Origin of the sequence: Bacillus sp. JHAA, assembly GCF_036961585.1 — a bacterium.
GTDB classification, from domain to species: Bacteria; Bacillota; Bacilli; order Bacillales; family Bacillaceae; genus Bacillus; species Bacillus velezensis.
This window is the reverse complement of the sequence record NZ_JBAMDE010000001.1, coordinates 76,467-91,203: the sequence shown is the minus strand read 5'-3', so window position 1 is coordinate 91,203 and position 14,737 is coordinate 76,467. Positions and strand designations below refer to the sequence as shown.

Sequence of the window (14,737 nt, the reverse complement as noted above, 5' to 3'; positions counted from 1 at the left end):
TGAAACAGAAAATAAAAAAACACGGATTTGTGAAATTTCACGAACCCATGCTGCGAAGTTTGATATCAAGGTAAATCGTAAACTTTTCATTCACATTTTTTAAGTCGATTTCTGCGATCTGGCTGATTCTTTTCAGCCTGTAATTCAATGTATTGACATGGATGTTAAGCGCTTTAGCGGCGGTGTTGACGTTGCTGTCGGCATCAATAAAATGTTCGAGCGTTTTTACCATATCGGCTTGGTGCTCCCTGTCATACTGCTCAAGCTTTGAGAGGGAATAGTTCATATAGCCGCTGTGCTTGCGTTTTTCATCCAACACATCCAGGTACTGATAAATGCCGAGTTCCGAAAAGCTGAAAAGGTGTTTGGTTTCTCTCACAAACCGCTCTTTCGCTTTTAACACGGAAAGCGCTTCCTGATAGGAGCGGTAAACATAAGAAATCGATTCGTAAATACCGCCGACCGCAATCGACGCATCCTCAATTTTATATCGTTCCTTCAGCTGTTTTTGAATATGAAGGGCGAAGTGCTTTACATCTTTAAAAGGCTGATCGGTTTTCGGCGCGGCTAATAAGATTAATTCATTTGAATCGACAGTCGCCAGCATGACATGAATCTGCTGTGTCGTTTCCTGCAAATATTGCAGCTGCTGTTCCGTCTTTTCAGTCAGCTCATCATGTAAACGGATGATCATGACGCTGAACACGGACGGCAGCGCCATCCCGAGCTTATGAAACCCTTCGGCCATTTCGGCTTCCTGATAAATATGGCCGGTCAGCATTTTCCAAAAAAACTCCTGGCCCCGCTCTTCGATTTTCGTTTTGCGGATCTGCAGGTGCAAAAGCTTGTTCCGCACCGCTTTGGCTGCCAGCTGAAGTGTCTTCAGATCCTCATCATTAAGCTTTTTTTTGATTTCAAGCGCCCAAATAAATCCGAGAACCTGATTGTTTTTCCAGATGGAAATCGCCACGCGGTTGCTCAGGCCCACCTCGTCGATTTCTTTCACTTTGATCGGCTGGTCCGTTTTTAAAAGGGCCGGAATGGTTCCGTCTTTCCAGAGTTTGTTGATGACTTTTTCCGGCACCCTCCGCCCGATAATCGTCGACGTCCGGGCCGGATCTGTACAATCGCTGTGCGTGCTGTATGCAAGCAGTTTATGATTAACGTCTTCTATTGTAATGGGGCATTGAAGAACTTCACTGATATGGTCGGCAACATCTTCAAGCCTGTCGAAACTGTACTTAAATGGATCCTTTGGATTGGTCATCTGTATCCCTACTTTTTCATAGCTTCATATCTTGATCTTACCATCTTGCTTTTCAGACTGAAAGGCATCTTTGCAGGGAAATAGACTAGGACAATAAGATCATTCGGTGGAAACGAAAATAATAAGAAAATCATACTACTACATTTACAAAATGTGTAAATGTGACGAAAAATCCAATATATCATAAGACTCATTTTGTAAAATTAAAACAGATTTGTTTGACTGTGCCGAATGGTTGTTTTTATAATAATGACGTTAAAAAAATAAGTGAATTAGCCCATATTTAGGCTGATGACACAGGAGGGTATAAGGAATATGTCTGGATTAATTCGTGTCACACCCGAAGAGCTAAGAGCGATGGCTAAGCAATATGGCGTTGAAAGTCAGGAAGTCATGAATCAGGTTGACCGCCTGAACCGCATGATTTCTGATTTGAAAGGCATGTGGGAAGGTGCTTCAAGTGAAGCATTTGCAGATCAATATGAGCAGCTGAAACCTTCATTTATTAAAATGTCTGAATTGCTTCAAGATGTGAATCATCAGCTCGATCAAACGGCAAATACGCTTGAGTCTACTGACCAAGATATCGCTAACCAAATTCGCGGATAATAAGATGAATGAAGAAACGGAGCGCCTGATTCAATCAAGAAGACGGCGCTCTTTCTATGTAAGGGTGATATGAATATGTATATCGATATTACAATAGATTTAACACATTATAACGGCAGCGTCTTCGATCTCAGATTGTCAGATTACCATTCTGTGAAAAAAGTCATTGATATTGCCCGGCAGGCTCAGCATGTATCCGTTCCGCCGCGTGAAGGCTATTGGATCAGAGTGGTCAATAAAGAAGCGGTTTTTTCCGGAGAACAAAAGCTATCTGACTGCGGCATTACGAACGGAGACCGCCTTGAAATTTTATGAAAGGACATGGTGGAATGACAGGTCATAACAGATCTTATTTAGAAACAGAATTAGACGCCGTCCGGGAAGAAACCGAATCAGGCTTCACGTTCACCTTCCAGCGGGAAAAAATCAAGCTTCTTGACGGGCTGGAAGCAAACGTGATTAAAGATGCTGATCCTTTTTTTCAAAAAGAGGTCTCAGTTTCAGAAGACGAAGTAACCATCACAATCAAACCTCCTTCTTCTTATCAGGCTTTCCGCTATATAAAAGGAAAAGATAAAAAAAGCAGGTGGCAATTTGCCTACCGTCTCGTCCAAGCCGTGAAACAGCATAAGCTGAAACGTCTCAATCTGATTGCCGCCCCTGAAAATATCGTGTTTGATAAAGCGCTGACGCCTTACTTTCTTCATTACGGCGTAAAGGAAAGCCTTCCGCCTTATGAGGAAGATAGAGAAAGGGTGTTAAAAGAGCTCAAAGCCTGTGCGGCGCTTGCAGCTGACGGGGCGTACACCTTCGATGAATATTTGAAGTACAAGGAGACGCTTCACTTCTCTCCTGAGGTAAAAAGCGTGCTAGAGGCGGAGACGATTGAAGAACTGGAAGAAACCATTCAAGCCGCAATTGATTCCCTCGAAGAAAGGGACAAGACATACATAAAACTGCCGAAAAAGAAATGGAAAATCCAAAGATACGCCGGTCTGGCGCTTGCCGTCCTCCTTGTGCCGACACTTCTTTACTCCTTATACGTTCTGTTTTTCGCCCAGCCAAAGCAAGAGGCAATTACGGAAAGCAACCGCTATTTTTTAAATCAGCAGTACAGCAAAGTCATTGACACACTCGCCAAATACGATGCGGAAAGCCTCCCGGAATCTGTGCAGTATGAGCTTGCTTCCTCTTATGTGGCAGTTGAAAATCTGAGAGAAGAACAGCGGAAAAACATCGGGAATCTGGTCACGCTGCAATCAGACCCGAAGCATTTCCTTTATTGGATTGATATCGGCAGAGGGGAAAATGAAGAAGCCATCAAAATCGGCCGCAATCTTGAGTACAACCCGTACATCTGGCTCGGACTTACAAAATATAAACAGCAATTATTAGCGGATGACAGTATGAAAGACGACGAAAAGCAGAAAGAACTGGACGCCGTGGAAAGCGAGCTTGCGAAGGCGAAAAAAGAGGCGGAGGAGCAGCATAAAGAAGCGGAGGAAAACGGTGACACCGCCGAAGCTTCCGCCGGACAGGATGAAAGCAAACAAGACAAAGCAAAAGATAACAAAGAGAACGACAAGAAAGATGAGAAAAAAGATGAAAAAAAATAACAGCACACATCAAATGGCCGCAGGTAACGATCAGGCTGTCAGGAGGTTCGCCATATGAGTCTGTTATGGGTCTTTTACCGAGAGCACGTACAAAAGATTCAGCTGTCTGAACTCCCGCCGTCTCAGCCGATTACGATCGGTCCGGATATGAAAGATACAATCACGGTCGGCACACTTCCGTTACGGCAAAACGCCGCAACCCTTTATCGAAAAGAAACAGATCGTTATGAAGTTTTCCTGGGAAATAACTATGCCGGCGAATTGACAATAGGAAATGAAATGCCCTGCCGGATTGAAGAAGAGACGATGCGGCTTCTGCTCACCCCTGACAAAGAAGAATCCTCCGTTTATTTTATCGGCGGGAAGGATGAGATCGTTTTCTCATCAGAAACAGAGGAAGCGGATATATACAAAGAGCCGTCCTCCGCTCAAACAGGGGCTTTTTATCTGCGAAAGTCGGGAGGATGCTGGTCTGTCGTCCCTGATGGCCAGGACGTTTATGTGAACGGAATACTTGCAGAAGCTCCCGAAAGGCTCCGGACGGGAGATGAGCTGCTGTGGAATTTTCTGCGTGTGAGGCTGACGGAGGACGACCTTTTAGAAATCGTTCATCACGAAAAGCTTCAAACCGGTTTAACCAAAACGGTAAAACCAAGCACCGAAATGAAAAAGAAATACCCGCAATATCGAAGAACGCCGCGCATGGTCTACGATCTTCCAGAAGACCGCGTTTCATTCAGCTTTCCCTCGCAGGAAAGCGAACAGAATAACCGGGGGCTGTGGCTCGTCATTCTGCCTCCTGTGGTCATGCTGATTGTAATGGGGGTTGTCGCCATTATACAGCCGAGGGGCATATTCATCCTTGTCTCTTTGGCGATGTTTATGATGACTCTCATTACCTCCACCGTGCAGTATTTCCGTGAAAAAAACCAGCGGAAAAAACGGGAGGAGAAGCGGGAGCGTGTGTACAAGCAGTATTTGGAAAGCAAACGGAAAGAGCTTCAGACGCTGTCGGAAAAACAGCTGCAAGTGCTGACGCATCATTTTCCCCCGTTTGAAAAAATGAAATATTTAACTTCTGAAATCAGCGGCCGCATTTGGGAGAAATCGCTGGAAAGCAGGGATTTTCTGATGCTCCGGCTCGGAACGGGCACGGTCCCGGCAAGCTACGAGATTTCAATGAGCGGCGGAGACCTTGCGAACCGTGATGTGGATGACTTGATGGAGCAGTCGCAGCACATGCAGCGTGTGTATAAAGATATCCGCCATGCGCCCGTGACCGTTGATTTACAAGAAGGGCCGATGGGGCTTGTCGGGAAACCCCAGATCGTCAAAAATGAAATTCATCAGCTGATCGGCCAGCTCGCGTTCTTCAACAGCTACCATGACCTGCGATTTGTCTTTATCTTTCATGAGGACGAATATAAGGAATGGGAATGGATGAAGTGGCTGCCGCAATTTCAGCTGCCTCATATGTACGCGAAAGGATTTATTTACAATGAACAGACCCGCGATCAATTGTTATCGTCCATTTACGAGCTGCTGCGGGAGCGGGATTTGGAAGAAGATAAAGAAAAAAAGATCTTCCAGCCGCATTTTGTCTTTGTCATCACAAATCAGCAGCTGATCGCAGAGCACGTCATTTTAGAATACATCGAAGGCCGGCATGAGCATCTCGGCATCTCGGCAATCATCGCCGCGGAAACGAAGGAAAGCCTGGCGGAAAACATTCACACCCTCGTCCGCTACATTAATGAAGATGAGGGAGACATTCTCATTCAGCAGAAAAAAGCGGTGCAGATCCCGTTTAAGCTGGACAGGCATGAACGGACAAACAACGAGCGGTTTTCCCGGACGCTTCGGACATTGCACCATCAGGTCGGAATGACGAATTCCATTCCTGAAACGGTCTCATTTCTGGAGCTGTTTCATGCGAAGGAAGTAAAAGAAATCGGCATCAGGCAGAAGTGGGAGACAAGTGAGTCTGCAAAATCGCTGGCTGTTCCGATCGGCTATAAAGGAAAAGACGACATCGTCTATTTAAACCTGCATGAAAAAGCGCACGGGCCGCACGGATTGCTGGCGGGAACGACCGGCTCCGGGAAAAGTGAATTTCTGCAAACGTACATCCTGTCATTGGCCGTTCATTTCCACCCGCATGAAGCGGCGTTTTTGCTGATTGACTATAAGGGCGGAGGAATGGCCCAGCCGTTCCGCAAGATGCCGCACCTTCTCGGGACCATCACGAATATTGAAGGAAGCAGAAACTTCAGTATCAGGGCGCTTGCATCCATTAAGAGCGAGCTGAAAAAACGGCAGCGTCTGTTTGATCAATATCGCGTCAATCACATCAATGACTATACAAAGCTGTATAAACAGGGAGAAACGGAGATTCCGATGCCGCACCTGTTTTTGATTTCAGATGAATTCGCCGAGCTGAAAAGCGAAGAGCCTGACTTTATCAGGGAGCTTGTCAGCGCGGCCCGCATCGGACGGAGCCTTGGTGTGCATTTAATTCTCGCCACGCAAAAGCCGGGCGGCATCATTGACGACCAAATATGGAGCAACTCACGCTTTAAGGTCGCGCTGAAAGTGCAGGATGCAAGTGACAGTAAAGAAATCCTGAAAAACAGTGATGCGGCGAATATTACGGTCACCGGACGCGGCTACTTGCAAGTCGGAAATAACGAAGTGTATGAGCAGTTCCAGTCTGCTTGGAGCGGCGCCCCTTACATGGAAGATGTATACGGCACCGAGGATGACATTGCCATCGTTACCGACACAGGCTTAATTCCGCTGTCTGAGGTGGACGCGGATGATGCGGCGAAAAAAGACGCCCCGGCAGAAATAGAAGCCGTAGTCGAAGAAATCGAGCGGATTCAAAATGAAATGGGCATTGAAAAGCTGCCGAGCCCGTGGCTTCCGCCGCTTGCCGAACGTATCCCGCGCACGCTTTACCCTGCGCAGGAAAAAGACCGCTTCTTCATCGCCTGCGTTGATGAGCCTGATCAGCAAAGACAGGCGCCTCTCGCTTATACGATGATGGATGACGGCAACATTGGCATTTTCGGCTCATCCGGCTACGGCAAGTCAGTGGCTGCCATCACCTTCCTGATGAACTTCGCGGAAGGATACACGCCGGAAGAGCTTCATATGTACATCTTTGATTTCGGAAACGGCACGCTTCTGCCATTGGCAAAGCTTCCGCACACCGCAGACTATTTCTTAATGGATCAAATGAGAAAGATCGAAAAATTCATGATCCGCATCAAGGAAGAAATCGAGCGGCGGAAACGGCTGTTCAGAGAAAAAGAAGTCAGCCATATCAAAATGTACAATTCGCTCAGTGAAGAAGAGCTGCCGTTTATATTTATCACAATTGACAATTTCGACATCGTAAAAGATGAAATGCATGAATTAGAAACGGAATTTATCCAGATTTCACGCGACGGGCAAAGCTTAGGCATTTACTTCCTGCTGACCGCAACGAGGGTAAACGCCGTCCGCCAGTCGCTGTTAAACAACATAAAAACGAAAGTCGTCCATTATTTAATGGATCAGTCAGAAGGATACTCCATTTACGGGCGTCCGCCGTTCAGTCTCGAACCGATCCCGGGCCGCGTGATGATCCAAAAAGAAGAACTGTATTTCGCGCAAATGTTTCTTCCGGCTGAAGCGGAAAATGACCTCGAGATGTTCCAGGCGCTGAAAGCGGATGTCAAAGCATTAGCTGAGCGCCACGCCGGAACAGCCGGCCCAGACCCGATTCCGATGCTTCCGGATAGGCTGACGGCCGGCGAATTTTCACTCCGTCTCGGCCCGGATCAAGAACCGTTCCGCATTCCTGTCGGGCTTCATGAGGAAAAGGTCAGCCCTGTGTACTTTGATCTGGGCAAAAATAAGCATTGCCTTATCTTAGGCCAGACACAGCGTGGAAAAACAAACATCCTGAAAATGATGCTGAATCACCTGCTGCGTGAAGGTACGGAACGGGTCGGGCTGTTTGACTCGATTGACCGCGGACTGTCGCAGTATGCGCAGGAAACAAAGGTCAGCTATCTGGATACAAAAGAAGACGTCCGGCAGTGGATCGAAACGGCAGAAGCTATTTTCACGGAGCGCGAAGCTCAGTATGCGCAGGCCGTCAAAAATGGCGATGTGCACAAACTCAGTTTCTCTCCGGTCGTGTTAATGGCCGACGGCATTACAAGATTCCAGCAGACGATCGACACCGCCATTCAGGACAAACTGGCGTTGTTTATGAAATCTTACGCGCATGTGGGCTTCAGTTTTATCCCGGCGGGCAATCACAGCGAATTCTCAAAAGGCTATGATTCCTTAACGACGGAAATGAAACAGATCCGCCACGCGATGCTGCTTGTGAAAAAATCCGAACAAAATGTCATTCCGCTGCCTTACCAAAGGCAGGAACCGGACATTCAGCCGGGCTTCGGCTATTTGGTTGAAAACGGGAAGGAGCAAAAAATCCAAATACCTTTATGTTCAGCGGAAAGGGAGGCCGTCAGATGACTGAACAACGAAAAAGCCTGATCAAATTAATAGCCGCGGTCGTCATCATTCTGCTGCTGCCGGTGCTGTTTTTCCGGTTTATCGGCGATGACCCGGGAAAACAAAAAATTAACGCCACCCGCCAAATCGCAGTCGTGAATGAAGACATGGGCTTACAAACAGATGAAAATGAGGAAAAGGAATCCGTCCATTTCGGTAAAGAAGTAGCGGCCGCTCTCGGCGGCCGTCCGGATTATTCATGGACGGTTGTCAACAGGAGCGCGGCTGAAAACGGTCTGGCGGCTAAGAAGTATGACGCCGTCGTTTACATTCCATCCGATTTTTCAAAAGACATCTTAAGCTATGACAAGGAGCGTCCGCAAAAAGCCACGCTGACATTCAATATTCAAAGCAACCTGAACGCCGTCAACAAAGAAAAGGTGCAGCGTGAGCTAGAAGACGCCCAAAAATCAATGAATAAAAAAATGTCGGCATTATATTGGAATTTCGTCTCACAAAAAGTGAACAATGTCCGAGGCGATTTTGACAAGATCGTCAATAAAGAATCAGAGTTTCAAAACGTCATGTACAACTTTTACAAGCCGAGCTCCAATGACTTGGCAGGTGAAATCAAGCGGCAAAAAGACCTGATTGACGAACTGAAAAAATCAATGAATGAAGCGCAGGGCGATGCAAAAGAAAAATTGACCTCGGCAGATGAAGCCAAAACCACGCTCAAAGACTTTGCCGATACGGTCGAGCGCTATAAACAATATCAAGAAAATCAGAAAAAACTGCTGATGGCCGCGCAGGAACAAAATCAAAAGCAAATCACAACCGGACTGAATGCCATTAAAGCACAGCAGGCCGCCAACCAGTTCAGCACGATGATGAGCGGGCTGTCTTCAGGCATAAACCGGGCGCAGACACAGCTTGACCAGACGGGATCGGCTCTTTTTGCCGCCCAACAGGTGAGAGAAGCGCAGGTTCCTGATCAGGAACACGGGATGGCGAATATTCAATCCAATTTACTGGACAATTATTTGACGCAATATAAAGCTCAAGCAAGATTTGAAACACTGAACAGTATCCAAACCCTTATGAAAAGGGATCGGCCGGCATTAACCGTTCCGGAAAAGGACCCGGGTGATGACGGCTCGGATGAACCGAAAGAAGAAGAAAAACCGGAAGAAGAAAAACCCGGCGATCTGAAAATTGACCTTGACGATCAGCGTGACGAGTTAAAACGCATCTCCGCTGAAATCAATCACATTTCTGACGGATTAAAAGAACCGGAAAAAGAAAATCCGGCCCCTGAAAAACCGGGCCAAGGCGATGACGGTGAAAACTCCGGCGATACCGATCCGAATAACGGAACGAATCACGGAGAAGACGGAAAAACGGAAGACGGCACAAAAGAAGAGCAGCCTGCTTCCGATAACACAGGTGATCAGGAGCCAAAAACTGTCCAGACCGCGACAGCCGCTAAAAACGTCACTCCGCCTGCTGATGAGCCGGCGGACGATCCAAACGATTCTGAAGGGGACGGCGGCACGGACATATCTGAGGCGAAAGAAAGGCTGAACCAAGCCGCAGAGCGGATTCAGCAAATTGAAAAAGAGCTGGAAGAGAAACAGCAGACTCATAATGAAGAACTGAAAAAACGTCTCGATGCTCTTGATGAAGAAATCCAAGGCCTTAAAGACCAGATTGATGACGTCAAAAAACGCGCAGAAAAATTAAAGAAAAAGCTGGAAGAATCAGAAGAAAAGAGAGAACAAGACTTCAATACCGTTTACAGAATGATTGTAAGAACAGAACAGAACATTCTGAACTACCCGTCATTGGATGGCGGCCGCAAATCTGCTCTTGAACAGATATTTGCCGCTGACATTAATACAAAAAAGATATCCGATTTAATGAGTTACTATAATGATTTATCCCTGTATGAGGCGACACTCTATCACTCTCTTGACGCGGGCCCGCTGCCTGATGTGAAAAACAGGGTGCTGAAAGCCCAGCAAGGCGAAGTCCAAACCGTTCTCGCCATCAAACCGGAAGAAACAGCAAGCTGGGAAAATCTAAAAAACAACAAAATGCAGACAGATGAAGACATCAGCAATTTCATTAAAGGCATGACCGAATTCTCGGATAACTACAGTACCTATATCAGAGATGAACAAGCCGGAGTGCTCGATGAGCTCGCCAGCATTTCAGACAGCGCGGCGAAAGCATCCGATCAGCTGGCTGAAGGCGCTGTGCAGGAAGCGGCCGCGTTCAGCGGAGACGGATTAACCGGAACGATGGCGCTCGGCGCTCAGGATACCGTCGGCCGCGAAGTCCTGCAAATGTCTGACACGATGGGCCATCTGTCAGAACGCCAGTCCGGCATCATCAGCTATACCAACAATATGCAGCAAAGCGTAAATGACGTCCAGCATAAAGCGGACACCCTGAACAGCAACTGGGGCAAAAACGTCGATTCCACGAAATTGATCAGAAATGACGTGTACGGCATTTTAGGGAACGCGCTCGTTGACGGACAGGAAAACGGCTACGTTTACGATTATCTCGCCAACCCGCTTAAAATCAGCGGAGAGGTGCCGGAAGACCGGGTTCAGAATGTTCCGCCGGTCGTCATTTTGGTGATCGTCCTGATCAGCAGTCTTCTGATCGGCTATTTCAGCTCGTATTATCAGCAGGCGCCGCTTCTTGTCAAAGGCGCGCTCTTTGGGATTTTAAACATTATGGTCGGATTGATGATCAGTCTGTTCGGTCTGAATATCTACTCGCTTCCGGACGATCAGACGATTAAATGGTCAGTCTTTACGATTCTCTTGCTTGCGGCGAGTTCAGCTTTTATCCGGGCAGCCTTTGTCTTCGGCTCGATTACCGGATGGATCGCATCATCAGCGCTCATTCTCTTTTATGTGGCGCCTTTGATCGACCTGATTATGCCGAACTTCACCTTTGACAGTCCGGTTTCGAAAGTCTATATCGATATTCAATACGGAACGGGCCATCTGTTTGCGATGGGGGTAACGGTTCTTGCGATCATTACGCTGATTGCGGCGGCGCTTCCGCTCGTCATTCGGCTGTTTGCGGAAAAAACGGAGGAAAGTGATCAGTCTTATGAGGCGTAACACGTTCATGGAAAAAGGATTGCTGCTGTTTGCTCTCTCCTTTTTCCTCCTCCTTCCCCAAGCCGCAGCCGCGAATGAGGAAAATACTGATGTCAAGCCGAATGAATATGAAAAGAAAGACATTGAAATTCGTACGGATTACCTGCACGACGATGCCTACTCTGAGGAAAAAACGGCGCTTCCGAAAGAACAGAAGGATATTACCTTTGATCAGCCGGCCGAAAACCCGGATGACAAACTGATATCAAAGTTGTTTACATCGTCAGACACGGAGCCGAATACGATCAAAGCGCAATCGAAAAAACTGGGTATCACATTTGCCGAGCCTGCGGTGCGGCATACCTCGGCAGATATGGAGACGGAAGAGAAAAAGACTTCTTATCTGCTGCCTGTCATTTATGCCGTCTTGATCCTCCTCGGGATTGCGGCGATGATCTATCTGATCCCGAAAGTCACGGCGCAGGAAAAGGCAAAGCGGTAAACGAATCGCTTGTGTTTGCGGGAAGACAGCCCGTAAAATAAGAAAAAAAGGAGGAGTTTCATGCAGTTTTTTCTTATAACAGGCGCGTCAAAAGGCTTGGGCCGGGCGCTTACGGAACAGGCGCTTCAAGAAGGAGCCGAAGTCGCCGCGCTTTCAAGAACGATAAGCGGGGAAAAGCGTGAGGGGCTGACAGAATACAGTGTTGATTTAACCGATCTGGCAGATACAGAGCGGCAGATGAAGGCGATTCTTGATCAAGCTGAGAAGAAGCGGTATTCCGCTGTCACACTGATCAACAATGCCGGCATGGTGGAACCGATCAAGCGGGCGAAAGAGGCTTCCGCCGAAGAATTGAACCGTCACTACACCCTTAATCTGACGGCGCCCGTTTTGCTCAGCCAAATGTTCACAAAGCGTTTCGAAGCGTTCAGCGGCAGCAAAACAATTGTCAATATCACATCTGGCGCGGCGAAAAATCCTTATAAAGGCTGGAGCGCGTATTGCAGCTCAAAAGCGGGGCTTGATATGTTTACGAGAACATTCGGGTTTGAACAGGAAGATGAAGAGCTGCCGGTCCGCATGATCTCATTCTCGCCGGGAGTGATGGATACAGACATGCAGGCTGTCATCCGTTCTTCGTCAAAAGAAGATTTCCATGACATCGAACGGTTCCGCAATCTGAAAGAAACGAAAAACCTCAGAAGTCCTGAATACATCGCCGGCGTCATTCACTCACTGATCGCGGGCGAGCCGGAAAACGGACGGATATACGAGATTAAAGAATTTTTGTAGAGCAGCGTTCACGCTGCTCTTTTTTGTTTGTACAATCACTTCGGGGTCCGGCCGCATATGATGAATGAAACAACATATAAGGGGTATAAGAAATGTATCAGATGAATTGAGTTTCTTCTCGATTTATGTTAGGATTCTAAAAATATATTAAGGAGGGGTTTCCATGAGAAATGTAACGTTAATGGATGTCTTCACCCATCCAATCGCACAAAAGTATTTACAGCGTTCCGGTGTCGCCCATGCGATCGCCTGCGCGTTTCATGCATACCGTCTTGCCGTAAAAGCAGGTGTCAGCCCGGATCTTGCGGCGAAAGCGGCTTTACTGCATGACGTCGGCCATTATGAATGGTACACAGACGGCAAATGGGATTATGAAAAGTACAGAAGAAACGATATCCATGCCATTAAAGGCGCGGAACGGGCGCATAAGCTGCTCATCCGGCTCGGTGAAGAACCGAAAGCGGCGAAGGACATTGCGCTGGCGATTCTGCTTCACACCGATTCCTATCTGCCTGAAGGCGAACTGGACAAGAATACGCTCCAGCAAATCGTGAAACAAGCGGATGAACTCGATGAAGAACCCGGCGGACATCACCATTACCGCCAAATGGATCACACGGCCGCGCTCAAACAAATCCAAAAGCTTGATCAGTTAATTGACCAAGCCCAATATCCCATAAGAAGCTCAGTCTAGGCCACTCATGCGGCCTTTTCCGCTTACATAACTCCGCATGCTCACTAACACCTTTTCCGCTCCGATAGACGTACTGTGTCAAAGCCTTTGTCCGCTGCATATGCTGAAGGAAAACATAGTAAAGGGGATCAGCGAAAATGGCCCATCAAGGAAGCCCGCAAATCGTCTCGTTAGTGGATCCTTACGTTTATCAGACCATCCATAAGCTTATCGGCTCAAGGTTTATCATTCAAACCGTCAGACGCATTGTCAGAGGACGGCTGATTGATGCCACTCCGGATCACATCGCCATTGAAGAAACGCATGACCGTGTATTTTATATCAGAAACCGCCATGTGGTTTCCGTCATGCCTGATTATACCGAACGCGTGTAACAGCCCGAATAAGGCGCAAACCGGAGGCGGCCCTATAGAACCCCGGTGCGTCTTCTTTTTTGAGATACATAGATGCACGGCGGCTTTTTTTGGTACAATCACAGTACAAGTTCACATGACAATAGGAGGAAACCGCTTGTTGAAATCAAAGGTCCATTTTTGGACGCTGCAAATTTTGCTCGTTTTGCTCATTATTTACGTATCAACGAAAGTCTCGTTTATTTTTCAGCCGTTTTTCGGTTTTATCACCACTCTGTTTTTTCCGATTTTGATCTCGGGCATTTTGTTTTTCATTTTTAATCCGATCGTGCGCCTGCTTGAGAAAAAAATCCCCCGGACATTGGCGATCCTGCTCATTTATCTCGTTTTCATCGGCCTGATTGCCTTTATGTTCACCGCCATCGGACCGATTGTGGCTTCCCAGGTCACGGGGCTGATTAACAATTTCCCTGATTACATTCATCAGATTCAAGTCTTGACGGCGCAATTATCCCATTCCAAATGGTTTACGTGGATGATGACGCAGGATTATGTGTCGATAGAAAAAATCCAGCAGTCTCTGACGGGATTTTTACAAAGCCTTCCGCAAAATATTACGGCAAGCCTGTCGGCCGTGTTCGGCGTCGTTACGAATATCACGCTTGTCGTGATCACCGTTCCGTTCATTTTGTTTTATATGCTGAAGGACGGCCGGCGGTTTCCGCTCTTGGCGGTTAAAATCCTGCCTACTTCCTACCGGGCGGAAGGTCGCAAAATATTTAATGACTTATATGTCACATTGGCCGCCTATTTCCAAGGACAGCTGCTGATTTGTCTCTTTGTCGGAACGGCATGCTTTATCGGATATTGGATCATCGGCCTGCAGTATGCGTTAATTCTCGGGATGGTGATCGCCGTCACCAATATCATTCCGTACCTGGGGCCGTTTCTCGGGGCGGCGCCCGCGGTGATTATCGCGTTTATGGATTCGCCGGCTAAGGCGCTGTTTGCCGTTATTGTTGTCGTTGTCGTCCAGCAGCTTGACGGGAATCTGCTTTCTCCGCTTGTCATCGGGAAACGGCTCAATACCCACCCGCTCACCATTATTCTTCTGCTTATCGGAGCGGGCAGTTTCGGCGGCATTCTCGCAATGATTCTGGCCGTGCCGGTTTACGCGGTTTTAAAAGCTTTCGTCTTAAATATCGTCCGGCTTATCAAACTTCGTCAGCGGTCAAAGCTCGAAGACAGCCGCAAGCCGAAATAAAAACGGGCA

At 47.5% G+C, this 14,737-nt stretch carries 11 protein-coding genes; 10 read left to right on the top strand and 1 reads right to left on the bottom strand.

Annotated features, from left to right (window positions below):
* Positions 1-37 precede the first annotated feature (37 nt).
* Positions 38-1,267, bottom strand: a complete 1,230-nt coding sequence (locus V7728_RS00460; protein ID WP_064107450.1) for a PucR family transcriptional regulator — start codon at positions 1,265-1,267, stop codon at positions 38-40.
* A gap of 315 nt (positions 1,268-1,582) precedes the next feature.
* Here V7728_RS00460 and V7728_RS00455 point away from each other — a divergent pair, with 315 nt between their 5' ends.
* The 10 genes from V7728_RS00455 (at position 1,583) to V7728_RS00410 (ending at position 14,728) form a co-directional block, all read left to right on the top strand.
* On the top strand, positions 1,583-1,876 hold the full coding sequence (locus V7728_RS00455) for a WXG100 family type VII secretion target (protein ID WP_003152013.1): 294 nt from the start codon (positions 1,583-1,585) through the stop codon (positions 1,874-1,876).
* Between the two features lie 75 nt (positions 1,877-1,951).
* A complete protein-coding gene (locus tag V7728_RS00450) occupies positions 1,952-2,191 on the top strand; it encodes an EsaB/YukD family protein (RefSeq protein WP_007408690.1) in 240 nt (79 codons plus the stop codon).
* Positions 2,192-2,205: 14 nt separating this feature from the next.
* Positions 2,206-3,492: a type VII secretion protein EssB gene (gene essB / locus V7728_RS00445; protein WP_099567287.1), complete on the top strand. Its 1,287-nt coding sequence runs from the start codon at positions 2,206-2,208 to the stop codon at positions 3,490-3,492.
* 54 nt (positions 3,493-3,546) lie between these two features.
* Positions 3,547-8,022 (top strand): type VII secretion protein EssC, encoded by a 4,476-nt coding sequence (essC, locus tag V7728_RS00440; protein WP_043020752.1) that lies wholly within the window; start codon positions 3,547-3,549, stop codon positions 8,020-8,022.
* On the top strand, positions 8,019-11,144 hold the full coding sequence (esaA, locus tag V7728_RS00435) for a type VII secretion protein EsaA (protein WP_043020753.1): 3,126 nt from the start codon (positions 8,019-8,021) through the stop codon (positions 11,142-11,144). The genes essC and esaA overlap by 4 nt, the downstream gene beginning before the upstream one ends.
* Positions 11,145-11,151: 7 nt before the next feature.
* Positions 11,152-11,625, top strand: coding sequence for a type VII secretion protein EssA (essA, locus tag V7728_RS00430; RefSeq protein ID WP_043020754.1), 474 nt, complete (start codon positions 11,152-11,154; stop codon positions 11,623-11,625).
* A 60-nt stretch (positions 11,626-11,685) separates the two neighbouring features.
* The gene (locus tag V7728_RS00425) at positions 11,686-12,417 is read left to right on the top strand and encodes a (S)-benzoin forming benzil reductase (protein WP_043020755.1); all 732 of its coding nucleotides are present in this window, start codon (positions 11,686-11,688) and stop codon (positions 12,415-12,417) included.
* A 163-nt stretch (positions 12,418-12,580) separates the two neighbouring features.
* Positions 12,581-13,111, top strand: a complete 531-nt coding sequence (locus V7728_RS00420; protein ID WP_007613450.1) for an HD domain-containing protein — start codon at positions 12,581-12,583, stop codon at positions 13,109-13,111.
* Positions 13,112-13,248: 137 nt separating this feature from the next.
* Positions 13,249-13,485 carry a DUF2642 domain-containing protein gene (locus V7728_RS00415; protein WP_003152023.1) on the top strand — a complete coding sequence of 79 codons (237 nt, stop codon included), beginning with the start codon at positions 13,249-13,251 and terminating at the stop codon, positions 13,483-13,485.
* 136 nt (positions 13,486-13,621) lie between these two features.
* Positions 13,622-14,728, top strand: coding sequence for an AI-2E family transporter (locus V7728_RS00410; protein WP_015418110.1), 1,107 nt, complete (start codon positions 13,622-13,624; stop codon positions 14,726-14,728).
* Positions 14,729-14,737 lie beyond the last annotated feature (9 nt).